This window comes from Cellulomonas wangleii, from assembly GCF_018388445.1.
Lineage (GTDB): Bacteria > Actinomycetota > Actinomycetes > Actinomycetales > Cellulomonadaceae > Cellulomonas > Cellulomonas wangleii.
This window is the reverse complement of sequence record NZ_CP074405.1, coordinates 3,765,070-3,790,771: the sequence shown is the minus strand read 5'-3', so window position 1 is coordinate 3,790,771 and position 25,702 is coordinate 3,765,070. Positions and strand designations below refer to the sequence as shown.

The window sequence follows — 25,702 nt, the reverse complement described above, 5'->3', positions numbered from 1 at the left end:
GCACCCCCGGTGCGGTGCGGGGCCGGGCGGGCAGGGAGTACAGCCTGCTGCACCTCGGTTGGGTGGCGGGCTGGATCGTGGCAGCAGGGGGCCGGTCCGTAGCGTCGTCAGCATCATCCCGACACACCCCAGGAGCCCCGCGATGACCGGTCCCGACGCCTTCACCGACACCGCCTTCACCGACACCCTCCTCACCGCCGCCGACACCGTCCCCGCCGACCGCGCCCCAGCAGCGGCCGACCCGGCCGGCGCCCCCGGGCGTCCGTTGCGCGTCGCGCTGTGGACTCTGCTGCTGGTCGCCGTGGTCGGCAACCTGGTCACCTCGACGGCCGGCTGGATCGCCGTGAGCATCTCGCTCGGCGTGCTCGTGCTCGTGCTGGTCGGTGCGCTCGTGGTCGAGCACCGCCGGATGGGGCCGTGAGCCGGCCCTCCGGCTCGCGGGAGGCGGCCCCGCCTCGCGCGGCAGGCGCATCTGCCGAGCGACGCGGGCGCGGCACACGCGAGGATGTCCCCCATGACGACGCCGTCCCTCGGGGTGCTCCTGCCGCGTGACCTGCCCGCCGACCGTGTGCTCGAGCACGCCCGCCGCGCCGAGGCCCTGGGCTTCGACGAGCTGTGGGTGGTCGAGGACCTCGGCTTCCGCGGCGGCGCCGCGCAGGCGGCAGCCGTCTTGGCCGCGACCGAGCGGATCCACGTCGGCATCGGCATCGTGCCCGCCGCGTCGCGGGACGTCGCGTTCGCCGCGATGGACGCCGCGACGCTGGCGCGGCTGTTCCCGGGTCGCGTCACCTTCGGGATCGGGCACGGCATGCCGGACTGGATGCGGTCGGTCGGCCGGTGGCCGGCGCGGCCCCTGACGTACCTCGAGGAGTACACCGTCGCGCTGCGGGCGCTGCTGCGCGGCGAGACGGTGACGACGGCCCCGGGCGCGGCGGTGGTGCTCGACGGCGTCGCGCTCGACCCGTCGTCGGTGCCCGACGTCGTGCCGGACGTGCTGCTGGGCGTGCGGGGTCCGCGCTCGCTCGCGGCGGCGGGGCGCGTCGCCCAGGGCGTGGTGCTCGCCGAGCCGTGCGCCCCTGCCTACGTGCGGGCGGCCGTCGCGCAGGTCGCCGCCCCCACGCCGCCGCGCGTGGTCGCCTACGACGTCGCCGCCGTCGACGACGACGAGGCGCGCGCCCTCGCGCTCGCACGCACCGGCCTCACGTGGATCGGTGAGCCCGACTGGGTGCCGCACGTCGCGCCGCTGCCGTTCGCGGCCGACCTGGCGGCCCTGCGTGCCCGCTGCGCGTCGCCCGAGGAGTTCGCGGCCGCCCTGCCCGACGCCTGGGTGCGCGAGCTCGCGCTGGCCGGCACGCCGGCAGACGTCCGCGAGCGCATCGCCGCGCGCGGTGCGGCGGGTGCCACGACGTGCGTGCTGTTCCCCACCGGTCCGGACCCGGTGGCCGCGCTGGAGTCGCTGGCGCGCGTGCGCTGACCGCGAACGCGGCACGTCACCCGGCCGGTCGCGCACCCCACGTCGGCCCGGCCTGTTGACTGGGCGCATGCGACGCGTGCTGGTGCTCGGCGGGACGGGGTGGCTCGGGGCCGCCCTGGTGCGGGCGGCGCTCGCGGACGGGGCGGAGGTCGTCTGCCTCGCGCGCGGCACCTCGGGGGACGTGCCGGACGGCGCCCGCCTGGTCCGGGCCGACCGGCGCGAGCCCGGCGCGTACGACGCGCTGACCGGCGCCTGGGACGAGGTCGTCGAGATCGCGTACGAGCCGGACCTCGTCACGTCGGCGCTGGACGCCCTCGCCGACCGCGCGGCGCACTGGACGCTGGTCTCGTCGGTGTCCGTGTACGCGCGGGACGACGAGCCGGGCGCGGACGAGACAGCCACCGTCGTCGAGCCCGAGGACCTGACCCGGTACCCGGACGCCAAGGTGGCCGCGGAGCGGGCGACCGCCGCGCGGCTCGGTGACCGTCTGCTCCTCGCGCGGCCCGGGCTGATCGTGGGACCCGGGGACCCGTCCGACCGGTTCGGCTACTGGCCGGCGCGCCTGCACCGTGGCGGGCGGGTGCTCGCCCCGACGCCGGAGGGGCGCTTCATGCAGGTGATCGACGTGGACGACCTCGCCGCGTGGCTCGTCGCCGCGGGGCGCGCGGGCCTCACCGGGCCGGTGAACGCCGTCGGCACGGCCGTCCCGCTGGCTGACCTGCTCGCCGAGGTCGCCGCCGTCTCTGGGCCGGACGCCGAGCTCGTGCCCGTCGACGACGCGACCCTGCTGGCGCACGACGTGGCGTACTGGGCCGGTCCGCGGTCGTTGCCGCTGTGGCTGCCCCCGGAGGCGATCGGCTTCGCACGCCGCGACGGGTCGGCGTACCGCGCGGCCGGCGGCACGGAGCGCCCGCTGCGCGACACGATCGCCCGCGTCCTGGCCGACGAGGTGCGACGTGGCGTGGACCGGCCGCGTCGCGCCGGCCTCACGCCGGACGAGGAGCGCGAGGTGCTGGCCGCGGCGTCCCGCTGACCGGCTGGACGGCGGCGGCCGGGACGGGGACGGGCTCGACCGTCCGGGCGTCGGCTCCGGGCTCTCACCCGGTGATCCCGGCGACGTGCGTCAAGATGCTGCCTGACCCATCCCACCCCCTGGATCAGGAGTGCCGTGAGCAGCGAGGACCCGTCGACGACGCCGCACGGAACCGGGGCGGTCCCGCCGCCCCCGCCGCCGGGACCGCCGCCGTTGGAGCCCTTCGCGGCGCCCGACGTCCCGCCCGCACCGCCCGGGACCGTCCCCCACGGCGGACCGGTGTCCCCGTACGGCGGGTCGGCCGCGAGCCCGTACGGCGGGCCCGCTGCGAACCCGTACCAGGTCGGCGGGGCGCCGTACGGCACGCCCGGGCCGCCCGCTGCGACGTACGGTCCCGGTGCCCCGTCCGACTCGCCGCACGACCCGGCCGGGTCGTCCCCCTGGCGGCCGCCCGGCACCACCCCGCCGAGCACCGACCCGACCGGCGCCCACCCGCTGGGCCCCGACCCCGCCGCCAACCCGCCGGGCGCGCCCTGGGGCCCGGTCGCGCCCCCGACGCGCAACGGCCTCGCCGTCGCCGCCCTCGTCCTGGCGATCATCGCGTTCGTCATGGCCTGGGTGCCGGTCGCCAACGTCGTGGCGGTGCTGCTGGGTCTGGTCGCGCTGGTGCTGGGCATCGTGTCGATCGCCCGGGGGCGGGGCGCGGGCCGGAAGGTCGGTGCGGGCGTCGCCGGTGTCGTCGTCGGGACGCTGGCGACCGTGGTCGGCTTCACCACGCTGGTCGTGTACGAGCTCGTCTCGACCACGGAGGTCGTCGCGGAGCAGGTGGAGGAGCACGTGGAGCCGGAGCGTCCCGGTGCGGTCCCCGACGAGGACCTGCCGGGTGGCGCGCAGCCCGACGAGCAGGGTGGCGAGCGGGCGGACGAGCAGGGCGCGGGCGACGACGCGCAGGCCGGCACCGGCCCGGCCGCGGCACCGCTGCAGGTGGCCGACATCGCGTTCGGGCCGGACCCGCTCGATGAGGGGTCCTGGTGGTTCGTCGTCACCGTCGACAACCCCAACCCGGACCACCGGTACGACTCCGCGGAGATGTCGGTCGAGGCGATCGCCGCCGACGGCACCCTCATCGCGGCTCGCCCCCAGTACCTGACGGCGCTGCCCGGTCGCACCGCGATCACGGGGACCTTCCGTGAGCTCGGCGGCATGACGCCCGACCGCGTCGAGGTGCGGCTGCCCGCCGTGCAGCGCGGGGTCGTCCACGCGCCCGGCGGCGGTGCGCTCACCACGAGCACACCGGTCGCGGAGGAGTCGTCGTGGGGGACGACGATCACCGGGACGGTGACGAGCAGCCTGGCCGAGGACGTGGAGATGGCCCTGGTCGTGGTCGTGGCGACCGACCCGGCGGGGACGGTGGTGGGCGCGGAGCGCGGCTACGTCGAGCTCGTGCCCGCAGGTGGCGAGGGCCCGTTCGAGATCGACTTCTACGACGAGCTGCCCGCCGGGACGCAGTTCACCGCCTACGCGACCCCCTGACGAGCGCAGGGGCCGGGTCGGCCGCGCGCCGACCCGGCCCCCGGAGGCTCGTCATGCCGGGACGGGTTCCCAGGTCACCGCGGTCACCTGGTCGAGGATCCGGTCCAGCACGGCCCCCCGGTCGAAGCGCAGCGCGTACTCCCGCGCCCGCTCGGCGGACGCGGCGCGCTCCGCGCGGTCCATCGCCAGGACGTCGTCGTGCCTGTCGACGACGCGGCGCTGCTCGCCCACGACGTCCGGCACTGGGCAGGGCCCCGGTCGTTGCCGCTGTGGTTGCCGCCCGAGGCGTCCGCGCTCGTGCGGCGCGACGGGTCGGCGTACCGCGCGGCCGGCGGGCACGAGCGGACGCTGGCCGAGACCGTCGGCCGCGCGCTGGCCGACGAGGTCGCGCGCGGCGCCGACCGGCCGCGGCGCTCCGGTCTGACGCCCGCCGAGGAGCGTACGGTGCTCGCCGCCCTGACCGGCTGACGGAAGGTGGCCGCGCCCCCTCCCTCGGCTCAGCCGCCGAGCGCCTCCTGCGTCGTGATCTCGTCGGGCCCGGGCGCCGTGACGGGCGCCGCAGCACCCCAGTTCGACGTGGTCATCCGCCCCTCGATCCCGAGGATCTCGTACGACACCTCCCGGACGAGGCCGTCAGCGGTGATCAGGTAGGTGTACGCGAGCGTCTCGGGAATCTCCTGGCCGGGCGGCAGGCTGCTCTCCAGGTCGGCCATCCGCTCGGGCATCTTCCGCGGGTCGACGAGCACCTCGTACGTCCGCACCTGCACGCCGTCGACGTCCGTCGGCTCGCCGACGGCGGTCACGCTGACGATCGCCGCCTCGTGCTCCTTCAGACCCATCGACGGGTCGGCCTGGTTCACCGAGTCCGCGAACGCCGCGGCGAACGGGTCCGACGCGTCCGAAGGGTCGACGGCGAGGAACTTGCCGCCGGTCAGCTCACCGAGGCTGACGTACCCCGTGCCGTCGACGGCGCGCATCCGCATCTCCATGCCGACCATCGCCATCGTCATGTCGTACGAGGGGACCTCACCCAGATGCATCGAGCCACTCACCTCACCGAGCGAGCCGTCCGTGCCCAGGACGACCGTGAAGTCGTAGCTGCCCACAGCGGTGAACGCGTCGGTGATCGTGCGGACGAAGTCGTCCTTCGTGAGCGTCCCGCCGACGGCCTCCTCTGGGGTCGGGGTCGCCGCGGCCGTCGCGGACGGGCTCGCTGCGACGTCCGCGGGCGCGGAGCTGCACGCGGGCAGGGCGCACAGCAGTGCGACGAGGGACGGGACGACGACGGCACGATGACGCGACAGCACGGCAGACCTCCGGGACAGGTGGTCGCGGGATCGAACCGGCCGGCTCGTCGCTCACACAGGACCGCAGGAAGCCTGACATATCCGGCATGCGACACGCCCGGGTCTTCCGGCGACGTGCGTACGTCCGTCCGGGCGCGGCCCCTCAGGCCGGGACCGGCGCCCAGCTCACCGCGGTGACCCGATCGAGGATCCGGTCGAGCACCACCCCGCGGTCGAACCGCAGCGCGTACTCCCGCGCCCGCTCGGCGCAGGCGGCCCGCTCCGCGCGGTCCATCGCCAGCACGTCGTCGATCGCGGCGGCGATGGCGTCGGGGTCGTCCACCGGGACGATGATCGCGGTGTCGCCCACGGCCTCGCCGATCCCGCCGGTCACGGTCGTGATCACCGGGCCACCGCCGGACAGCATCTTCTCGACCAGCGCGATCCCGAACGTCTCGACGAACTCCGGGCGCGGCTTGGACGGCAGCACGAACGCCGTGCAGCCGGCCATGAGGTGGCCCTTCTCGTCGTCGGGGACGTCGTCGAGGAAGGTGATGAGGTCGGCCACCGGGGTGCGCGCGGCGTGGGCCCGCAGCTCGGCCGCCTGGGGGCCGTTGCCCGCGATGACCAGCCGCCGACCCGCGGCCGGTGCTCCCGAGCGCACGTAGCCGTCGATGAGGTCGTCGACGCCCTTGGCGTGCGCGAGGCGGGACAGGAACAGCACGTACCCGTCGCGCGTGAGCCCGCGCGCGGCGAGCGCCCGGTCGGTCTCGTCCTCGTCGCGCGCCAGGTAGGTGCCGACGTCGATCGCCGGGTAGGAGACGTTGACGCGCTCACGGCACTCGTCGGCGAACCGGGTGCCGTGCCGGGCGTCGATGGCGGCGGCCTCGGTGATCACCAGGTCCCGGGTGTACTGCGAGACGGCGAGCACCACGTCGTGCGACAGGTACTGCGCGAGCACGTGCGCCGCGGCGCCGAACCGGTCCTGCTCGACGCACGCGCGGACCACGTTGGTGACGTCGGACCCGACGGCCTCCGCGACGGTGACCACGTTCACGGGCAGGCCCGTGCGGCGTGCGACCGAGACGGCGTCGGCCACGGCCGTGGCGTGCGGCGACAGGTACAGCGACATGGCGACCGTGGGGACGCCGTCGGTGAACAGCTCGACCAGCCGGCCGGTCAGCCCGGCGAGGTAGCGGCCGTCGGGGACCTTGTAGTCGCCCACGGGCTCGGGACGTTCCACGACGATCCCGGGGGAGTACGGCGTCACGCCGTCCAGCGGCTTGAGCGGCAGGCCCGCCTCCTGCAGCCGCTCGACGGACCACGTGACGATGCGGACCTCGTCGAAACCCCGCTGCAGCGCGGCCTCGGCGAGGTTGCGCGCCTCACCCGAGTGACCGCAGATCACCGGGTCGGCGCGCACCACGATCACGAGGCGGCGGTCGGGGCGGGCGGCAGTGGTGTCCACGGCGTCGTCCTCTCAGGTGGCTGGCTCGCCCTCTCGGGGGGGAGAGAGGGGGGTGGGTGGGGGTGGACAGCCCTCGCGCGGGGGCGGGAGGCCGGCCCAGCCCCGTCAGGGAAGGGTGAGGCGGGGGAGCGGGACGTCGACGTGCGGCGCCCGCGCGCTGGGTGGTCGGTGCTGCGTGCCCCAGCCCGACGGTTCCGGGCCGAGGCCGATGAGCAGGCGGCCGCCGGAGTGCAGCTCGCCGCCCGTCAGGAACGGACGGTCCAGCGGGACCCCGTCCAGGTGGACCGACTGCACGTGCTGCACGGGGCCGCCGGGCTCCGGCTCGACGAACCCCGTCGTCTCGACGGTCAGCGGGCGTCCGCCGACGTCGAGCCGTGCCTCGCGCCACGCGGGCGCGTTGAGCAGGAACAGGTTCTGCCCCGCGACGGGGAACAGCCCCAGCGACGCCCAGACGTACCAGGACGACAGCCCGCCGGAGTCGTCGTTGCCCGGCAGCCCGCCGCGGCCGGCGCCGAACTGCTGCTGCACGACGTCGTGCACCACCTGGGCGGTGCGGTCCGGGCGCCCGGCGTACATGTACGACCACGGCGCCTCCATGTCGGGCTCGTTGTTGAGGCCCTCGAAGCGGTGCAGCCCGTACCCGGCGGCCATCTCCTCGACGTCCGGGTGCAGCCCCGGCTGCTTCACCGGGTCGGCGCCGAACCCGAAGAACCGGTCGAGCATCGTCGTGAAGGCGTCGTCGCCGCCCGCCAGCGCGATGCGGGACGCCATGTCGTGCATCAGCCGGAACGAGTAGTTCCAGCGGCCGCCCTCGTAGTAGGTCGAGTCGACCAGCAGGCCCGTCTCCGGGTCGAAGGCGTTGGCCCAGCGCGCGGCGAGCGGCCCGAACTGGTCGACCAGCGTCAGGTCGCCGACGCGCCCCGCGACGATCGCCGTGCACCAGTACCCGAACGCGATGTCGAGCGTGTGGCTGATCGGGTGCGTGCGGCCGTGCAGCAGGAACTCCTCGCCGTACGTGCGGCGCAGGTCGTCGTGCATGTGCACCAGCGCCCAGTCCCAGTCGACGCCCGGCAGGCCCAGCGCGCACAGGTCGGCCAGGAACGTGTGCGCCAGGGCGGACCCCTGCCGGCTGAACCGGTCGGCGCCGCGCGCCATGCGGTAGCCGATGGGCAGGTTGCCCTCCTCCTCGGCGATCTGCAGCAGCGCGTTCGCGAGCTCGACGGCCCGGTCCGGCGCCAGCGCCGTCAGCAGCGGCAGCTGGGTGCGGTAGATGTCCCACATGGTCGACAGGTCGAACGCGAACGGCCCGGGCGTGGGCCAGAACGGCGACTCGTCGGGTGCCAGGCACGGCTTGATCAGCGAGTGGTACAGCGCGGTGCCGAAGACGGTGGCCTTGTCCGTCGACGGGGTGTCGACCTGCACCTTGCCCAGGTGCTCGCGCCACGCGCCCTCCGTGGTGGCCCGCCGCCGCTCGAACGACAGCCGCGGGTCCGGGCCGCACTCCCGCTCCAGGGTGGTCGCGGCCTGCTCGACGCCCCGCAGCGAGAACCCGAACCGCAGCTCGACCACCTGCCCGGGCTCCGTGGGCCCGGCCCACATGAGGCCGAACGGGCGCAGCGTCGTGGGGCGGATCCGGTCGAAGTCCAGGCGCGTGCCGCCGGGCATGAGGCGCCGGTCGTACCAGAGCAGCTGCCGCCAGTGCTGCGCGTCGCACTCGACCCGCACGGCCAGCGGCGCCCCCTCGACGACGATCTCGCCCTCCGCGCACCCGGGGCCTACCGACGCCAGGTGCGCGCGCAGCGGGATGGTCCGGCCGTACGGGATGTCCAGCCCGCCGAGGGAGAAGTCGATGACGAGCCGCGCGTCGTGGTGCGCGGGGAACGTGTACCGGTGCACCGCCGACTTGGGGCCGACCGTGATCTCCGCGCGGATCCCCGATTCGAGCGTCGCGGCGTAGTACCCGGGGCGCGCGACCTCGTCGACGATCTCCCACGCGCGGCCCAGGTCGTCCAGCGGGCCGAGCATCGGGGTGACGCGGAAGTAGTTGTAGTACTTGCGGATCGCACCCGTGCCGGACTGCTGGAAGTGCGTGAACCCGCTGGCCACCAGCCGGTCGTGCAGCACCGGCGGCTGCCCCTCGGTCGACAGGTCGTAGCGGCCGTAGCCCGTGGGGTATGCCCCGGAGTACGCGCAGGCCGACACCATGCCCAGCGGGTACGTCGCGCCGGGGTGCGTGTTGCCGACCTGCGGCTTGGGCCACCACCACGTCGCGGCCAGGCCCGTGGGCGCGGGCAGGTCGGTGGCATCGGTGCCGATGAACGGGTCGACGTGGTCGAACATCCCGGCCTCCTGCCTCACCTGCGTGCGTCGTGCGCCGGTGGGCGCGGCCTGGCGGACGGCCTCGTGAGCCGGGTGGACTCAGCGTGACGCGGTGCGCTCGCCGTGTCCACGGGTGCGGTGCGGTGACGGTACGAGCCGCGTGTGTCGGGCATGTTGCGCGCAGGTCACGCTTCGGCCGGGCGGGCGCGGAGCGACCGGCCGGACCGCCGGGTGGTGACCGACCAGGGTGCGGACGGGGGCACGCGTGGGGCCCGCCTCGGCGGGTTGGCGACCGGGGTGCGGAGCCCGTCAGGACGGCTGGTCGAGAAGTGCGCGGATCGTCGACGCGTGGGCGTCGAGCTCGGCGGCGACGTCGTCGTCGAGGTCCGCGAGAGCGGGCAGGTGCGCCCGTGGCAGCACCAGGACGTGGCCGGGGGTCACCGGGTCGATGTCCATGAGGGCGATCACCGTCGCGGACTCGTGCACGAACGAGGCGTCGCCACTCTCGACGATGTGGCAGAAGACGCAGCCCTCTGTCGTCATGCGCCGAGCGTGGCAGTACGGCCCCGCACGCGCCAGGACAATCGGTGAGCGTGGTCAGGCCAGCGGGCCGAGCGCGGCACGGGGCGTCGTGTCGAGCACGAGGTCCGCCAGCGCCGGCAGCAGGCGCTTCTCCTCGTACCGGAAGTGCGTCTCCATGACGGCCTCGATGCCGTCGAGGTGCCGGTGCAGCGCGACCGTGTCGTGGCTGCCCGCGGCGTGGCCCACCTCGACCGCGCGCTGCAGCTCACCCAGCAGGTGCGACAGCACCGCGTGGTCCCGCACCAGGTGGTCGAGGACGTCCCGCAGCCCGGGTGCCGCGTCGAGCAGGGCAGGGAAGACGACGCCGTCCTCACCTCGGTGGTGCCCGTCGAGGGCGGCGCAGAAGCCGGTGCAGAACAGCAGGAGGTCGCGCGACGGCACCGCGGCGCCGGTGCCGTCGTCCACCGCCTCGCGCGCGACCTGCAGGGCGTCACGGAGGCGGGCGTGGACGGCACGCAGCTCACGGTCCCAGGCGACGAGCCGGGACGGGTCGAGGGGCGGCATCGACCCGGACGCTAGCCGGGTCGGTGCGCGTGCGTCGAGAGCCAGCGGCCGACCGGCACGACCACGCCCAGCTCGACCAGCGCCCGCCACCCGATCTCCTGGGGTGAGCCGTCCTCGTGGCCGACCCACCCCGCGGCCATCGCCAGACCGGTGCCGCGCGCGCGGGCCGCGGTCGCGTCCGACACCCCGCCGTACGCGTCCAGCGCGGCCGTCACCCCGGCAGCCGGCAGCGCCAGCCACAGGAACCCGAGGTCCGTGGCCGGGTCACCGCCCGACACGTCGGCCCAGTCGAGGACCCCGCCGAACCGCCCGTCGACGCTGAGCAGGTTGAACGGGTGCAGGTCCGCGTGGATCCAGGACGTCGGCAGGTCCACCGGGGCGGCCAGCGCGTCGGCCCACAGGCGCTCGGCGCGCTCGCGGTCGAGGCGCAGCCCGCGGGCGCGGGCCGTCTGCTCGACGCGCGCCAGTGCTCGCACGACGCCGTCGGTGCGGTCGGCGAGCGGGATCGACTGCTCGTCGTTGGACGGCGCGTCGGGCGGCGCGGGGACGTGCACCTGCGCGAGCGCGCGCCCCAGGTCGGGCCCCGCGTCGGCGGTGAGCGGCACCTCCGCCGCGGTCACCCCCGGCAGCCACGCGACCACGGCCCACGGCCACGGGTAGGCCGCGCCGGGCGTCCCGGCCCGCACGACGCGCTGCGTCGGGAACGTCCACCCGGCCGACAGCCGCGCCACCCACCGCAGCTCCGACTCCATCGACCCCACCGAGGCGGCGTGCCGCGGCAGCCGGACCGCGAGGTCGTCACCCAGCCGGTACATCGCCATGTCCCAGCCCGCGTACCGGCGGCCCAGCGGCAGGTCCGCCAGGTCGGGGTGCTGCTCGGCCAGCAGGGCGCGGACGACGGCGGGCGTCAGGGGGACCTCGTCGGGCGGAGCGGTCACGGCCGTGGCGTGTCAGCGACCCAGCCGCGCCAGCACACGCGCCTGACGGTCCGCGTCGGCGGACGGCTCGACACCCGCGCGGCACACGCCGTCGGAGTACAGCGCCTCACCGAGCGCGTCGGCCCGCTCCTCCACGAAGGTCAGCTCGTCGTCGTTCAGCCGCTCGTCGAGCCCGGCCGCGGTCGCCACGTCCCAGCGGTGCACGACGAGGTCGAGCGCGTGGAACCCCTGCAGGGTCGCGCCGACGGTCGTCCGGCCGGCCCACCCGTCGTACTCGCGCCCCACGACGGCCGGGTCGGCGAGCGCGTCCTGCAGCGCCGCGGCGTGCGCGGGCCACCCGCGGGCCGGGTCGGCGTCGAGGTCGACGTCCGGCAGGTCGACACCGTGCCCGGCGAGGAAGTCCCGCTGCGACCCGACGACGTGGCGCAGCACGTCGCGCGCGGTCCAGCCCTCGCACGGCGACGGCGCGTCCCAGGCGTCGGCGGGGAGCCGGTCGACCACGCCGGTGAACGGCTGGACCAGCGTGAGAAAGGTGGGCGAGGTCGTCTCCATGGGGACGAACGTAGGCCGACCCACCGACACCGGGTCGAATCGGGCGGTCACCGCGCGGGCTCGCGGGGCTTTTCGTAGCGTGGACGACCCACCGAGCACCGATGGAGGGGGAGACGATGCGAGGAACGCTCCGGACGACCGTCGTCGCCGTCGCCGCGGCCGCGGCACTGACCGCGTGCAGCGCGGCCGGCGAGGACGAGGACGCCCCGGTCAGCAACCAGACGGACGCCACGACGCCGGCGAGCACGCAGGACGACGACGAGGTCGAGGTGACCGTGTTCGACGCCGGCAACGCCCAGGTCGGCACGGTGTGGCTCGAGGAGGAGGACGGCGGTGTGGAGATCGAGGTCGCGGTGAGCGGCCTGGAGCCCGGGTTCCACGGGTTCCACCTGCACACGGTCGGGGAGTGCGAGGTCGACAGCCCGGACCCGAACGACCCGGCGAAGACGGGCGACTTCCTGTCCGCGGGTGGTCACCTGGGCGCCGACGCGGGTGACCACGGCGAGCACGCCGGTGACCTGCCGTCGCTGCTCGTCGACTCCACCGGCGCCGCGCGCCTGACGGTCCGCACCGACGCGGTGACCATGGCCGACCTGCAGGACGAGGACGGCACGGCCGTCATGATCCACGCCGGCCGCGACAACACCGCGCACGTCCCCGAGCGGTACGCGCCCGAGGGGCCGGACGAGGACACGCTCACGACGGGGGACGCGGGCGACCGGATCGCGTGCGGCGTGATCAGCGGAGGCTGACCGACGCACACCGGCAGCGCCGACGACCGTCCGCCGCCCGGCCGCCGCCGGACCGTGAGGGTGCCGACGTGCCCGGCGTTGCCGTGGGCACGTCGGCACCCCGTCGCCGGTCACCCGTTCGGGGCACGCGTGGGGCGCAGCGGGGCCCGGATGTCGGCCTCGGGACGTGGGTCCCGCGGGCGCGCGTTCCCGCAGGCAGACGATCGGGCGGCCGGCAGCCCCGGCACCTGCCGTCAAGCGACAAGGACGTCCCCGTGCCCTACCCCCACCTCCTCGCACCCGTGACCCTCGGTTCGCTGCGGCTGCCCAACCACGTCGTGATGCTCCCCATGGGCACCGAGATGGGCACGCACGAGGGTCTGTTCACGGAGCGCGAGATCGCGTACTACACGGCCCGCGCCGCCGGTGGCGTCGGCCTGGTCATGACCGGCATCGCCGCCGTGTCGCAGGACTACGAGCAGATCAACCCCGGTCTGTGCCGCGTCGACACCGACGACTCCGTACCCGGGCTGACCGCGCTCGCGGAGTCGATCCACGGCGTCGGCGGGCGCGTCTCGCTGCAGCTCACCGCCGGCCTGGGTCGCAACATCAACAACGTCGACCCGGAGCGCGCGCCCATCTCCGCGTCGGACAACCCGCACTACGCGAACCCTGACGTGCTGTGCCGCCCGCTGGAGGTCGACGAGATCGCGACGATCGTGCGCCGGTTCGGCGAGGCCGCCGCGCGCGCCGCCGATGCCGGCATCGACGCGATCGACATCCACGGGCACACCGGGTACCTCATCGACCAGTTCCTCACGCCCGCGTGGAACCGCCGCACCGACTCCTACGGCGGCTCGGTCGAGAACCGCTGCCGGTTCGCGGTCGAGATCATCCAGGCGGTCAAGGCCGCCGCGCCGGGCCTGCCGGTGAGCTTCCGGCTGTCGGTGGACCACCGGTTCCCCGGCGGTCGCACGCCCGCCGAGTCGCAGCAGGTCGCCGTGATCCTGGCGGCCGCGGGCCTCGACTTCATCCTCGCCGACGACGGCTCGTACGAGGCGATGGACTACGTCTTCCCGCCGTACTACCTGGGCGACGGCTGCATGGTCCCGGCCGCGAAGGCGCTCAAGGAGGTCGTCGACATCCCCGTCGTGGCCTGCGGCAACCTCGACCCCGACACCGCCGAGAAGGTGCTCGCCGCGGGCGACGCCGACGTCGCCGGAGTGGGCCGCGGCCTGATCGCCGACCCGGAGTGGTGCGCGAAGCTCGCCGAGGGACGCCGCGAGGACATCCGTCCGTGCATCCGCTGCAACGCCATGTGCGTCGGCAACGCGTTCTTCGCGCTGCCCCTGGGCTGCGCCGTGAACGCCCAGGTCGGGTTCGAGCGCGAGCGCGTCCTGACGCCCGTCGGGACGCCCCGGCACGTGGTCGTCGTCGGGGGCGGGCCCGCCGGGCTGGAGGCCGCCCGGGTCGCCGGCGAGCGCGGCCACCGCGTCGACCTGTACGAGCGGGACACCCGCCTCGGCGGGGTGCTGCGGCCCGCGGCGACTCCCGACTTCAAGAAGGAGCTGCACGCGATGATCGGCTGGTGGGAGCGGCAGATCGCCCGCCTGCCCGTCACCGTGCACCTCGGTCACGAGATCACGGCGGACTCCCCGGAGCTCGCCGACGCCGACGAGATCATCCTGGCGACGGGCTCGCGCCCGCTCGTCCCGGCGTCCATCCCCGGCATCGACGGCCCGACCGTCGTCGGCGTGATCGACGCCCACGAGGGGGCGCCGCTGGGGCAGCGCGTCGTCGTCGCGGGCGGCGGCCTGTCGGGTGCGGACCTCGCGCTCGAGCTCGCCCAGGGCGGGCGCGACGTGACGGTCGTCGAGGCGACGGACGAGATCGCGCGCGACCTCATCCTCATCAACCGCATGACGCTGCTGCGCGACCTGGCCACCGCCGGCGTCCGGCTGCTCACGGGCCACACGGTCGTCGCGGTCGACGCGGAGGGGGTGCAGCTGCGCACCGCCGACAGTGAGGACGTCCGGGTGGCCGCCGACACGGTCGTCACCGCGTTCGGCGTGCTGCCGGAGACGACGCTGGCCGACCAGCTCACCGCCGCCGGGCGCACCGTGCGGACCGTCGGTGACTGCGTGACGCCCGCCAAGGTCGGCGAGGCGATCAACGCCGGCTACCTCGCCGGCGCGGAGGTCTGACCCGTCCGGTCCCGACGCGAGCCGCCCGTCGTCCGCCCGTGAGGGGTGGGCGGCGGGCGGCTCCGTCGTCACCGGTGGCGGGCCGTGGGTGCCCGGGTCAGGGTGGTGCCATGAGCGAGGACACCGTCCACCCCGCGTCCCAGCGCCCCGAGACGCAGGACCCGGAGAACCAGCCGCTGCCCGGCGCCACCGGCCCGGACACCCAGCCGGAGATCGGCGACACGCAGGACACCGGCACGCGCCGGCTGTACCCGTCCGACCCGACGGGCGGCGACCCGACCCCCTGACGCCGCCGGGCACGAGCGCCGCTCAGACGGTGACGACCTCGCAGGTCACGCCCGGAGCGGCGGCGATGCGGCGGGCGCCCGTGAGCAGCGGTGCGTCCAGGTGGGTGGCGAGCGCGACGTAGGCCGCGTCGTACGTGGAGAGGTTGTGCGCCAGCCCTCACACGTCGGGCTGCAGCGCAGCGAGCGGCACAGGTCGACGGGCAGCTCGGACCAGGAATGCATGCGCCCCGGCGGGCGCCATCGCCGTGGGCCACCGAGGCGTGTCGGCCACCGGGATGAACCTGTGGACGACGAGGTCTGCGAGGGGCCATGAACCGGTACTGTCCGTGTCCGGGTTGGGTGGTTTTGGTCGGGAGGTGCGGTGGTCGATCCGGTGGCCCGTGCGCAGGGCAGGGTCGACGAGCTGCGCTGGCTCCTGCATGACCTGAGTGCGGCCTGCGAGGGCGTACCGGGCCTCGCGCGTCCGGCCGGTGCCGTCGGCGCGCCGGGGTCATGGACGGGATCCGCGGCCGACCGGCTTCACCGCGACGAGCTGGCCCCCGCGGCCCAGCGGCTGCCGAGAGCCCTGGACGCTGCCCTGCAGGCGGTACGGGACGAGCTGGCTCACGCGGAGCGCACCCTGAGCGGCGCGCGCGCGAGCGCCAGGGACGACCTGGACGCGCGATGAGCCGACTGGTCGAGGTGTGCCCGGAGGCCATGGCGTGCGTCCGGGCGGACGTGGCGACGACGAGTCAGGCCGTGCTCGACCGTGTCGCACCGCTGCGCTCGCGGATGCTCGCGCTCGGCGTGCCGACCCGAGGGCTGGACGACGCGGTCGACGTGGCCCACCGGCTCGACGAGAACGTGCTGCCGGTCGTCGACACCCACCTCGGCCGGGCGCGTGCCCTGGCCGACACCTGGTACGGCGGTGCGCTCGGCGCTCCGTTCCCTGTGGTCGACACCCCGCACCCGTCCCCGGTGGTCGACCCGTTCACCAGCTCGGCGCTCGATGACGGGACGACGATGCTGTCGTGGATGCCCGCCCCCGTCGAGGCTCAGCAGGCTGACGCGCACGCCACGGTCGAGTCCCGCGGGATCGGGGACTGGCTCGCCGGCACGTGGGATGGCGTGAGCGACGCGGTCGACCAGGGCGTGGACTGGCTCGCGCAGCGAGCGGTCGAGGCGGGGGACGCGGTTGGCGAGGCGGGTGCGTCGATCGGCGAGTGGTGGCAGTCGACCACGGCCGACCTGGGTACGTGGGTCGACGAGAACCTGGCCGGAGTACGTGAGCTCATCGGCCGGCACGTGGCGATGCTCCGGGTGCTGGCCGACGTGTGCCGCGTCGTCGGGTGGGTGGTCGTCGGTATCGGTGCCGTGCTCACCGTCGGGCTGACGGTCATCGGCGCGATGGGCGGGGCCGCGATCGGCGCGGTCTTCGGCTTCGGGGTCGGGGCGGTACCGGTCGGTGGCGCAGGAGCCGTCGCCGGGCTCACCGCCGGGCTCAAGGTCCTGGGCGTCGGGTTCACCCTCGTCGCGGTCGGGGACCTCCTGGACGTGGCTGCGGACTGGGGCGAGGGCAGCATCGACGGGCAGGAGCTCGTGCAGCGGGGTTCGGTCGAGCTCGCATTCGCCGTGACGTCGCTGGTCGGGGCAGGTGCGCTGGGCAAGATCGTGCAGAAGACGTGGACGCGTCTGCCGGCGTCGTGGACCGGGCGCATCGACGACGCGCTGGAACGGTTCTTCCGCCCGCGGGCGTCGGCTCCCGAGGTGACGCCGCACGGTGCCGGCGCTGATCGGCCGGGCGGAACCCCGGCGGGCGCCGCCGACGGCGCCCCGTCCGAGACGGACCTCGGTCCGTCGGCAGCGCGTGACCTGGATCCGGCTCGAGCGGTCCGCAAGGCGGTCGACCCGAGCGGTGCGGTGCACGAGATCCGATTCGGCGCGGCGGAGGTGGCCGACCAGGCGCGGTGGGACGACGCGCTGGACGTCGAGCTGCGGGACCGCGGCTGGACGCGGGCGCAGTTCACGTCGCTGGTCGCGCGGCCGGTGCACCAGCTCTCGGCCGCCACGCTGCGCGAGGTGCTGGCGATCCGCCGGGCGATGCCGACGATCCGGCCGGACGACGCGATCCAGAAGGTCGTGCCGCCGGACCAGGTCGCCAACGCCCTCGGACCGGTGCGGTTCGGTCAGGTCGCCGACGACGTCACCGTGCTCCGGGTGGAGCAGAAGGTCGCAGCGGGCAACGCGTCGGAGTACCCGCTCACGAGCGTCGGCGGGTACGTCTCGCGGGCCGCCGATGTCTCGGGCATGGGCACGGCTGCGCTGTACCGCAAGCTCGGGCTCAACTACGAGCAGAGCGACTTCGCGCCCGACGAGTCGATGTTCACCGTCCGGTACCAGGCGGGCGACATCCGGGTCGAGGGCTCCATGGTCGCCCCAGGCATCCCGAACGGGCCGCTCGACCTCGTCGACCAGGCGCAGTACCTGCCGGCCACGGACCGGATCTCGGCATCGCGCTTCGAGCAGATCGCGTCGCTACCGGACGCGGATGCGCGGGCCGCGGCATGGCAGGCCCTGGCGGTCGAGCGAGGGCTCGGGCCGGAGGAGATGAGGGACCTGGAGTGGGCTGTCGGCTGGGACGATCCCTACCGCGGGAACGGGTGGTCGGGGGACGGCCCGGACTACACGCCGGAGTGGGAGTATGCGGACCGTCACGGTCTGCCTGACGGGACGGAGATGTGGGTGACCCGGCCGGATGGAACCGAGGAGCTCGTCGCTCGGTTCGACCGGGAGGCCCGACACTGGGTTCAACTCGAGGAGAGGCCATGAAGGTCGGCCAGTTCGCGGTCTATCGGGGTGTCACCTACCGAGCGAGCATCACGCCGCGTCGAGAGGGTGTGACGGCCGGGCTCTTCGCCCCCGGGTCGGCACCGCGACCGGACGGTTTCGAATGGGATGACCGCGGCATGTGGTTTGCCCGTGTCGCCGGAACGGACCTTGACGAGGCCTACGAGATCGAGGTGTGGGCGCGGGCGCCAGGTGGGTGGGTCGTGCAGGTCGACGACTGGGACGAGGAGACCGGTCGGGCTCTGGTGACGCACATGACGCGGATCCAGGAGCAGTCCCCGTTCGGCAGGTACGAGGAGCCGGCGGGTGAGCCGCCGTACCTCAACTACCGGCGGTACGACCGTATGTCCCAGGGGGCGATCCCTGGCGACCAGCTGACCGACGTGCGCAGCGTGCGCCGGGACGTCGCCCTGCCGGGCAGGCGGGTCTCCTGAGGAACGGTGGTGCGGCGGATCCGCCGTCGCACAGGCATGACGACGACCTGGAGGTGTGCGTCGCGTGACGCTGATGCAGAAGGCGGTGACGCCGCAGCTGAGCGACGTGTACCTCGCCGCGGGGTACGAGCGCACGGGGGGATTCGCGGTCCCCGCGCAGACCGTGACGTGGGCGAGCACCGCCGCCGACCTGGTCCGGGCGCACGGCCTGGCGTACCCGGGATCGCCCTACGGGCCGGACAGCCCGCACGTCGACGTGCTGAGGTTCGACGCCACGGCTCAGCTCCGGTTCGAGGACGCCGTCGGTGGCCCGGACCGTCGCACGCGCGAGCGGACGGGCGGCCCGTTCCTCGACCGCCCGCCGTTCACGGGCACGGGCTTCGTGGGCGTTCCCGACCACGTCGTCCCGCTCTACTGGTTCGTGCACTCGCGGGTACCGGCGGGTGCGCAGCTGGTGCGCGTCGGCGCCGACGGCTCCAGCGTGCTGCTCGCCACGTACGTGGACGTCGCGCACGGGTGGGTGACCGAGGACCGCGCGGTCGCGTTCGGGCTCCTGCCGTTGCACGTCGGCCCCCTGGCCCGGTGGAACGGGAACGTGCATCCCGCCGACGTGCTGGGCGACCGCGTCGTCCTCGCCGCCGCTGAGCCGCTCGACGGCTTCGAGCGCACGGCCGCGGGACGCTTCCGTCGGGACGTCCCGCGCGGCGACGTCGAGGAGCTGTTCGAGCTGTACGTCGAGGCGCGGTGGAACGGGCTGGACGTCCGCGTGGTCGACGAGTTCACGGACCGTGGGCGACCCCTGGTCCGCGTGTGCGCGACCACGCACGACGCCGACCTCGCCGAAGGGCTGCGCATGGACAAGGTCGAGGCCGCGCTGTACGAGGCCACCGTCGCACCCGGGGCCCTCACCGACGTCGTCACCTCCCAGCTCGTCCCGGCGGGCTGGGCCTCACGGTGACGACGACCCCTGGTGATCCAGGAGCGCGACCCGTCTCACGATGAGGTGTCCCGTCGCGCGTCGACGGGCACGGTGGTTCGAGAGTCACCAGGTGACCGGGTCCCGGATGATCGGGCACGTCATGCAGTGCCCGCCGCCGCGGCCGCGGCCCAGCTCGGCGCCGACGATCGTGACGACCTCGATGCCCGCCCGCTCCAGCAGCGTGTTGGTCAGCGTGTTGCGGTCGTAGGTGAACACCACACCCGGCTCGAGCGCGAGGGCGTTGTTGCCGGAGTCCCACTGCTGCCGCTCGGACTCGTACACGTCGCCGCCGGTGTCGATGGTCCGCAGACGGTCCAGACCCATGGCGCGCGCCACGACGTCGGTGAACGCGGCCGAGCCCTCGTCGACGACGTCGAACCCGGGTGCCCGGTCGGACGGCAGCAGCGTGAACGTGTGCACCGCGTCCATGATCGTCGGGTAGAGCGTGACGACGTCCCGGTCGACGAAGGTGAAGACGGTGTCGAGGTGCATGGCCGCGCGCAGCTTCGGCATGCCGGCCACCACCACGCGGGTGGCGGCACCCTGCGCGAACAGCGCGGCCGCGACCTGCGTGATCGCCTGCCGTGACGTCCGCTCGCTCATGCCCATGAGGACGACCCCGTCGCCGACGGGCATGATGTCGCCGCCCTCGAACGTCGCCTGCCCCCAGTCCCTGCCCGGGTCGCCCCACCAGACGGTCGAGCCCACGTAGTGCGGGTGGTGCCGGTAGATCGCCTGGTAGATGAGGGTCTCGTCGCGCCGCGCTGGGAAGTACAGCGGGTTGAGCGTGAGCCCGCCGTACAGCCAGCAGGTGGTGTCGCGGGTGTAGAGGGTGTTGGGCAGCGGCGGCATCAGGTACTCGCGCGCGCCGGTGGACTCGCGGGCCAGGCCGATCGCCGGCGGGCGGTGCTCGGCAGGCAGGTCGATCGTCGCGAGGCCGCCGATCAGCAGCTCCGCGAGCCGCGCGGCCGACAGGGACTCCAGGTAGGCACGCGTGGCGTCGACGAGCCCCAGCCCGACGCGGTCGGGGACGATCTTGCGGTCCAGCAGCCAGTCGCGCGCGCCCGGCACCTGCAGGGTCTGCGCGAGCACGTCGTGCAGCTCGGCCACCTCGACGCCGCGAGTCGTCAGCTTGTCCACGAAGTCGGCGTGGTCCCGCTGCGCGTTCTCCACCCACAGGACGTCGTCGAACAGCAGCTCGTCGCTGTTGGTGGGGGTCAGCCTGCGGTGCGCGAGCCCGGGGCGGCACACCATGACCTTGCGGAGGCGTCCGACCTCCGAGTGGACGCCGTAACCTGCCGAGACGTTCGCGGTCATGCTCGTCCTTCCGTCGGGTGGCGTGGCGCGCGGCACGGTCACAGCTCGATCCGGCCCGTGCCCAGGCCGAGCACCGCGATGACGGCGCCGAGCACGACCACCCCGCACAGCACCGCCTCGGTCAGGGTGGACAGGCGTCGGCCGTGCTCGCTGCGGGCTTCACGGAGAGCAGGGTCAGCGGCGCGAGGACCAGCGTCGACAGCAGCAGGAACTCCGGGCCCGCCGCCACGAACAGGAACAGCGTGTACCCGGTGGCGGCGCCCGCGACGACCGCGTGCCGGCGCTGCGTCCGCGGGTCGACGCCGTGGCGACCCCGAACCGGGCGGCAGCGAGAACACCCCGGCGCCGACCATGCTGCCGACGACCATGGCGGCCAGGGTCGGCACGCTCATCGTCGCCGGGGCGTCGCGGGAGACCTGGGCATCGGTGGGCGTGGGTGCTCGGGCGGGTTCCCCCACCGGTCCGCTCACCGCGCCCCCCAGGCCCGCGCCCCCACGTCGGGACGCAGCTCGACCCTCGTCACACTAGAGGTCGGACGTTCCGGACGGAACAGGTGGTCGGTGCAGGTGAGGGCCGGTCCCCGGTCCGGGCAGCGTCACCGTCATCACGGTCCCGCGCCCACCCCCGCCGGGCGTGTCGGCCGCGACGGCACCGCCGTGCGCGTGCGCGATCGCCGCGACGATCGCCAGACCCAGGCCCGAGCCGCCGTCGGCCCGGGAGCGTCCCGGGTCGGCACGGTAGAAGCGCTCGAACACGAGCGCGCGCTGCTCGGCCGTCAGCCCTGGCCCGTCGTCGGCGACCTCGAGGTGCGCCCACCCGTCGGCAGCGCGCACCCGCACCGACGCGCACGTGCCGGGCGGGGTGTGCGCCGTGACGTTCGTCAGCAGGTTCGCCAGCACCTGGCGCAGGGCCGGCTCGTCGCCGACGACGACCACCGGCCCGGTCTCGTCGACGACGACCTTCCGGTCCGGGTCGGCGGCGCGCGCGTCGAGGACGGCGTCGTGCGCCAGCAGCGTCAGGTCGACGTGGTCGCGCTCGAGCCGGCGGTGCTGGTCGAGCCGCGCGAGCAGCACCATGTCGTCGACGAGGTCGCCCGTGCGGACCGCCTCGGACTCGATGCGCTCCAGGACGCGCGCGAGCTCGGCCGGGTCGTCGCGGGCGCCGCGGCGGAACAGCTCGGCGTACCCGCGGATCGTCGTGACGGGGGTGCGCAGCTCGTGCGCCACGTCGGCGACGAAGTCCCGGACGCGCTGCTCGGAGCGGGCGCGCGCGTCCAGGGCCTGGTCGAGCCGGTCGATCATCGCGTCCAGCGACGCGGCCAACCGCGCGACCTCCGCGGGCTGGTCGGGGACACCGACCCTGCGGTCGGTGCGCTCGTCGCCGATCTCCTCGGCCGTGCGGGCGATGTCGTCCAGGGGCCGCAGCGCGCGCCGCACCCCGTGCCACGAGAGCAGGGCGCCGGCGACCAGGGCCACGCCCGCCGACGTGAACGCCGCCGCCCGGACCCGCTGCTGCATCTGGGGCAGCGACCCGGCGTCGCCGCCCCAGTCGTTCACGGCAGCGAGCGTGCCGCCGAGCGCCGCCAGCAGGCCGACGGCGAGCAGGCTGGTCACCAGCACCGTGAGCCGCGCCCGCAGCGACCTCACCGGGCGCGTTCCCGACGTCGGGGGAACCCCGTCTGCGTGCGCATGACGTAGCCCACGCGCGGGATCGTGTGGATCAGCGCCGGGGAGTACGCGTCCACCTTGCGGCGCAGGTACGACACGTACGTCTGCACGACGCCGTCGTTCCCGTTGAAGTCGTACTCCCACACGTGGTCGAGGATCTGCCGCTTGGACAGCACGCGCCCGGCGTTCGCCGCGAGGTAGCGCAACAGCTTGAACTCCGTCGGCGTCAGGTCGATGAGCTCGCCCTGACGGCGGGCCGCGTGGGCCGCGACGTCGACCTCCAGATCGGCGAACCGCAGCACGTCGCCGTCGTCCTCGGGCGTCTGGACGCCCGTGCGGCGCAGCACCGCCCGCACCCGCAGCACGAGCTCGTCGAGGCTGAACGGCTTGACCACGTAGTCGTCGGCGCCCACCGTGAGCCCGGCGATGCGGTCGTCCTGCGTGTCGCGTGCGGTGAGGAAGACGACGGGCGCGTCGACGCCGAGCCGGCGCAGCTCACGGCACGTCTCGAGGCCCGAGCGGTCGGGCAGCATGACGTCGAGCACGACGAGGTCGGGGTCGAACGTCCGCACGCACCCCACCGCCTGCGCGCTGGTGCCCGCCGTCCGGGTGACGAAGCCCTCGTAACGCAGCGCGGTGGCCACGAAGTCCGCGAGGAACGTCTCGTCGTCGACGACGAGGACACGGGGCGCGACGGTGACCACCTGGGCAGTCTGCCCCGGTCCGTCCCCCGGGCGCGACCGTCGGCCGAGGTTCTCAGACTTTCCCCAGAAGTCCCGCACGGCCACGGAAGACCGCCCTGGTGCCCTGGGGCCATGGAGCGCTTCTCGAGATACGTCCTGGGTCACCGGCGCGCGGTGCGCACGGTCCTCGTGCTGCTGTTCGTGGCCAGCGGGGGTGCCATCGCGCTGCTGATCCCGAACATGACGGAGGCCAACCAGTACCCGGGGCTGCCCGCGTACGAGGCCAACCAGCAGATCGTGGACACCTACGGCACGGGTGGCTACGAGCGTCCCTTCGTCCCGGTCGTCACGCTGGCCGACGGCGCGCAGGTCGACGACCCCGGCGTGCGCGACGCCCTCGGTGACGCGTTCGCCGCCGCCGGTGCCGCCGTCGAGGCCCGCGTCGTCTCCTGGGCCGACACGGGCGACCCCGTGTTCGTCGGCGACGACGGGCGCACGACGTTCGGCCTGGTGCTCGGCGGGCCCGTGGAGCAGGGCGGACTGCCCGGCAGCGCGCTCGGCGAGGGCGGGCAGCTCACGGACCGGATCGTCGACGCCATGACGCCCGCCCTGCCGGCCGGTGCGACGCTGCAGGTCACGGGCCTCGACCCGCTCGCGACGGGTGCCGACGCCGGTGGTCTGAACGTGCCCGTGAAGCTCGCGATCACCGTGCTCGCCGCGCTCGTGGTGCTGGCGTGGGCGTTCCGGTCGCTGCTGGCGCTGGTGCCGTTGCTCACCGCGTTCGTCGCGGTCCCGATCTCGTACATCGGCCTGCTCGCGGTCAGCCCGTTCGTCACCGTCCACGAGACGACCGTCATCATGCTGCCGCTGCTCGGCATCGGGATCGCGATCGACTACGCCCTGCTCGTCGTGGCCCGGTGGCGCGAGGAGCGTGCGCGCGGGACCGTCGGCGACGAGGCCGTGCACGCTGCGATGCGGACCGCCGGCCACGCCGTGGCGTTCTCCTCCGGTGCCGTGGCCATCGGACTGCTCACGATGATCGTGCTGCCCGTGCCGCTCCTGCGCAGCCTGGGCATCGGCGGCACCATCGTGACCGCCACGTCCGCGCTCGTGTCCATCACGATGCTGCCCCTCGTGCTGTCGTGGGTCGGACGTCGCACGCACGGGGCGTCGGTGCGGCCCAGCCGCCTCGACCGTGACGGCAGCCGGCAGTGGACACGCTGGGCCGAAGGCGTCGTCCGGCTGCGCTGGCCCGCGGCCGCCGCCGCGACCGCGGTGATGCTGGCGCTCGGTGCCGTGGCCGTGAACCTCAACCTCGACGTGCCCGCGTCGGACGACCTCGCGGCGTCCGGCCCAGGACGCGACGGCCTGGACACGCTCCGGGACGCCGGCCTGCCGTCGGGGGTCGTCGCGTCGTTCGACGTGTACGTGCCGCCCGGTACCGACCCCGACGCGCTCGCCGACGACGTGCGCGCGCTGCCCGGCGTCCACGGGGTCGCAGCGCCCGACGCCGACGCATGGCGCACCGACGGCTCCGCCGTCCTCACGGTGCTGCCGGTCGAGGAGAGCGCCACCGCGGGCGGGCGGGCCACGATCGACGCCGTCGTCGCGCAGGTGCCCCCAGGTGCCATGGTGGGAGGCAACGCGACCCAGCAGATCGGCTACGTGCAGATCACGTACGGCACGTTCGTGTGGATGCTCGTCCTCGTCGCGCTCGTCAGCTACGTCATGCTGGCGCGGGCGTTCCGGTCGCTGCTGCTGCCGTTGAAGGCGATCGTCATGAACCTCATGTCCTTCGCGGCCGTGCTGGGTGCGATGGTGCTGGTCTGGCAGTGGGGCTGGGGCACGCAGGCAGTGCTCGGCATCCAGCCGGACGGGGCGATCGGCACCTTCGTGCCCGTCACGCTCTTCGCGTTCCTGTTCGGTCTGACGATGGACTACGAGGTGTTCATCCTGTCCCGCGTCCGCGAGGAGTACGACCGCACCGGTGACACCCGCGCGGCCGTCGTCCGCGGCGTCGCCCGCACCGGCAGGCTCGTCACCTACGCGGCTCTCATCCTGTTCTTCTCCTTCGCGTCGATGGCGTCCGGCGGCGAGCTCGACGTCGCGATCTTCGCGTCCGGCATCGCCCTGGGGATCCTGCTCGACGCGACCGTCGTCCGGTCGGTGCTCGTGCCCGCGACCGTCGTGATGATGGGGCGCTGGAACTGGTGGCTGCCGGTGTGGGCGGCACGGGTGCTGCGCGTCGAGCCCTCGCCGCTCGCGCCGCGGGCCACGGCCACCACGTCCGGACCCGTCGCGGAACGCGTCAGCAGCCCACCTCATGCTCGGTGACCTCCACGCGCGCCCGCTCCGGCGGTGCATCGGCGCGCACGTGCAGCAGGAACGTCACGGACCGGACCATCGCCGGGCCGTCGCACCCCGGGGCGAGCCGCTCGCCGGTGACGTCGAGCACCCAGCCGTCAGCCTCCGCCCGCACCGCCGACACCGTCGGGGCCCGCACCGCACCGCCGGGGGAGAGCAGCACCGCGACCTCACCGGGCGGCAGCGGGACGGGCGCACCGCCGGCCTCCGACCAGCCCGCTGTGACCTTCTCCGGGTCGAGGGTCACCGTCGTCTCCCACGGCTCGCTGCCGACGACGGTGCCGACGACGGTGTGCTCGATCCGCTCGCCCGCCGAGCAGGCCGTCACCGGCGCCGCCACGAGCACGAGGCCCGTGACCGCCCTCCACCCCTGGGCGCGGCGCGTGCCGCTCACCAGTTGTCGCGGACGTTCCGACACCGGCCGGAGCCCAGCCCCGACGAGCCCGCCGACCCTCTCCTGCGTCCTGATCGTCATCACGACTCCCTGGACCTCCCCTGCCCCGGGAGACGGCGACGTCCCC

The 25,702-nt window shown here is 74.6% G+C and carries 25 protein-coding genes; 13 read left to right on the top strand and 12 right to left on the bottom strand.

Annotated elements, in window-relative coordinates:
• Positions 1-142: 142 nt before the first annotated feature.
• From KG103_RS17320 to KG103_RS17305, 4 genes are all read left to right on the top strand, one after another.
• Positions 143-421 (top strand): hypothetical protein, encoded by a 279-nt coding sequence (locus tag KG103_RS17320; protein WP_207339717.1) that lies wholly within the window; start codon positions 143-145, stop codon positions 419-421.
• 93 nt (positions 422-514) lie between these two features.
• On the top strand, positions 515-1,474 hold the full coding sequence (locus KG103_RS17315; protein ID WP_207339716.1) for an LLM class flavin-dependent oxidoreductase: 960 nt from the start codon (positions 515-517) through the stop codon (positions 1,472-1,474).
• A gap of 67 nt (positions 1,475-1,541) precedes the next feature.
• Positions 1,542-2,507, top strand: coding sequence for an NAD-dependent epimerase/dehydratase family protein (locus KG103_RS17310; protein WP_207339715.1), 966 nt, complete (start codon positions 1,542-1,544; stop codon positions 2,505-2,507).
• Positions 2,508-2,642: 135 nt separating this feature from the next.
• Complete coding sequence (locus KG103_RS17305) at positions 2,643-4,040, top strand: hypothetical protein (RefSeq protein WP_207339714.1); 1,398 nt, start codon at positions 2,643-2,645, stop codon at positions 4,038-4,040.
• A 51-nt stretch (positions 4,041-4,091) separates the two neighbouring features.
• Here the strand turns inward: KG103_RS17305 and KG103_RS19040 are convergent, their stop codons facing one another.
• A complete protein-coding gene (locus tag KG103_RS19040) occupies positions 4,092-4,223 on the bottom strand; it encodes a hypothetical protein (RefSeq protein ID WP_256439591.1) in 132 nt (43 codons plus the stop codon).
• Positions 4,224-4,238: 15 nt separating this feature from the next.
• Here KG103_RS19040 and KG103_RS17300 point away from each other — a divergent pair, with 15 nt between their 5' ends.
• Positions 4,239-4,508, top strand: coding sequence for a hypothetical protein (locus KG103_RS17300; protein WP_207339713.1), 270 nt, complete (start codon positions 4,239-4,241; stop codon positions 4,506-4,508).
• A gap of 29 nt (positions 4,509-4,537) precedes the next feature.
• Here KG103_RS17300 and KG103_RS17295 read toward each other — a convergent pair whose 3' ends face one another.
• The 7 genes from KG103_RS17295 to KG103_RS17265 form a co-directional block, all read right to left on the bottom strand.
• Positions 4,538-5,347: a hypothetical protein gene (locus KG103_RS17295; RefSeq protein WP_207339712.1), complete on the bottom strand. Its 810-nt coding sequence runs from the start codon at positions 5,345-5,347 to the stop codon at positions 4,538-4,540.
• Between the two features lie 142 nt (positions 5,348-5,489).
• The gene (locus tag KG103_RS17290; protein WP_207339711.1) at positions 5,490-6,794 is read right to left on the bottom strand and encodes a glycosyltransferase; all 1,305 of its coding nucleotides are present in this window, start codon (positions 6,792-6,794) and stop codon (positions 5,490-5,492) included.
• Between the two features lie 105 nt (positions 6,795-6,899).
• A complete protein-coding gene (locus KG103_RS17285) occupies positions 6,900-9,134 on the bottom strand; it encodes a glycoside hydrolase domain-containing protein (protein WP_207339710.1) in 2,235 nt (744 codons plus the stop codon).
• 288 nt (positions 9,135-9,422) lie between these two features.
• Positions 9,423-9,656, bottom strand: coding sequence for an HIT family protein (locus KG103_RS17280; protein ID WP_207339709.1), 234 nt, complete (start codon positions 9,654-9,656; stop codon positions 9,423-9,425).
• Between the two features lie 54 nt (positions 9,657-9,710).
• On the bottom strand, positions 9,711-10,199 hold the full coding sequence (locus KG103_RS17275) for a hemerythrin domain-containing protein (protein WP_207339708.1): 489 nt from the start codon (positions 10,197-10,199) through the stop codon (positions 9,711-9,713).
• An 11-nt stretch (positions 10,200-10,210) separates the two neighbouring features.
• On the bottom strand, positions 10,211-11,137 hold the full coding sequence (locus tag KG103_RS17270; RefSeq protein ID WP_207339707.1) for an aminoglycoside phosphotransferase family protein: 927 nt from the start codon (positions 11,135-11,137) through the stop codon (positions 10,211-10,213).
• Positions 11,138-11,149: 12 nt separating this feature from the next.
• Positions 11,150-11,689 (bottom strand): TIGR03086 family metal-binding protein, encoded by a 540-nt coding sequence (locus KG103_RS17265; protein WP_207339706.1) that lies wholly within the window; start codon positions 11,687-11,689, stop codon positions 11,150-11,152.
• 116 nt (positions 11,690-11,805) lie between these two features.
• Between KG103_RS17265 and KG103_RS17260 the strand changes: the two genes are divergently transcribed.
• The 7 genes from KG103_RS17260 (at position 11,806) to KG103_RS17230 (ending at position 19,129) form a co-directional block, all read left to right on the top strand.
• Positions 11,806-12,441 carry a superoxide dismutase family protein gene (locus KG103_RS17260; protein WP_207339705.1) on the top strand — a complete coding sequence of 212 codons (636 nt, stop codon included), beginning with the start codon at positions 11,806-11,808 and terminating at the stop codon, positions 12,439-12,441.
• Between the two features lie 254 nt (positions 12,442-12,695).
• Entirely contained in the window at positions 12,696-14,624 is a 1,929-nt protein-coding gene (locus KG103_RS17255) for an oxidoreductase (protein ID WP_249670651.1), read from the top strand.
• Positions 14,625-14,734: 110 nt separating this feature from the next.
• Positions 14,735-14,911 carry a hypothetical protein gene (locus KG103_RS17250; protein ID WP_207339704.1) on the top strand — a complete coding sequence of 59 codons (177 nt, stop codon included), beginning with the start codon at positions 14,735-14,737 and terminating at the stop codon, positions 14,909-14,911.
• Between the two features lie 361 nt (positions 14,912-15,272).
• Positions 15,273-15,578: a hypothetical protein gene (locus KG103_RS17245; protein WP_207339703.1), complete on the top strand. Its 306-nt coding sequence runs from the start codon at positions 15,273-15,275 to the stop codon at positions 15,576-15,578.
• A complete protein-coding gene (locus KG103_RS17240) occupies positions 15,575-17,719 on the top strand; it encodes a hypothetical protein (RefSeq protein ID WP_207339702.1) in 2,145 nt (714 codons plus the stop codon). Before KG103_RS17245 ends, KG103_RS17240 begins: the two co-directional genes overlap by 4 nt.
• Positions 17,716-18,171, top strand: a complete 456-nt coding sequence (locus KG103_RS17235) for a hypothetical protein (protein ID WP_213319947.1) — start codon at positions 17,716-17,718, stop codon at positions 18,169-18,171. Before KG103_RS17240 ends, KG103_RS17235 begins: the two co-directional genes overlap by 4 nt.
• A gap of 64 nt (positions 18,172-18,235) precedes the next feature.
• On the top strand, positions 18,236-19,129 hold the full coding sequence (locus tag KG103_RS17230) for a hypothetical protein (RefSeq protein ID WP_207339700.1): 894 nt from the start codon (positions 18,236-18,238) through the stop codon (positions 19,127-19,129).
• Positions 19,130-19,213: 84 nt separating this feature from the next.
• Here the strand turns inward: KG103_RS17230 and KG103_RS17225 are convergent, their stop codons facing one another.
• From KG103_RS17225 to KG103_RS17215, 3 genes are all read right to left on the bottom strand, one after another.
• Entirely contained in the window at positions 19,214-20,467 is a 1,254-nt protein-coding gene (locus tag KG103_RS17225) for an arginine deiminase (protein WP_207339699.1), read from the bottom strand.
• Positions 20,468-20,991: 524 nt separating this feature from the next.
• Positions 20,992-22,113, bottom strand: a complete 1,122-nt coding sequence (locus KG103_RS17220; RefSeq protein WP_207339698.1) for a sensor histidine kinase — start codon at positions 22,111-22,113, stop codon at positions 20,992-20,994.
• Positions 22,110-22,838, bottom strand: coding sequence for a response regulator transcription factor (locus tag KG103_RS17215; RefSeq protein WP_207339697.1), 729 nt, complete (start codon positions 22,836-22,838; stop codon positions 22,110-22,112). Before KG103_RS17215 ends, KG103_RS17220 begins: the two co-directional genes overlap by 4 nt.
• A gap of 111 nt (positions 22,839-22,949) precedes the next feature.
• Between KG103_RS17215 and KG103_RS17210 the strand changes: the two genes are divergently transcribed.
• Positions 22,950-25,151 (top strand): MMPL family transporter, encoded by a 2,202-nt coding sequence (locus tag KG103_RS17210; RefSeq protein ID WP_207339696.1) that lies wholly within the window; start codon positions 22,950-22,952, stop codon positions 25,149-25,151.
• Here the strand turns inward: KG103_RS17210 and KG103_RS17205 are convergent.
• Entirely contained in the window at positions 25,126-25,575 is a 450-nt protein-coding gene (locus tag KG103_RS17205) for a hypothetical protein (RefSeq protein WP_207339695.1), read from the bottom strand. The genes KG103_RS17210 and KG103_RS17205 overlap by 26 nt on opposite strands.
• Positions 25,576-25,702 lie beyond the last annotated feature (127 nt).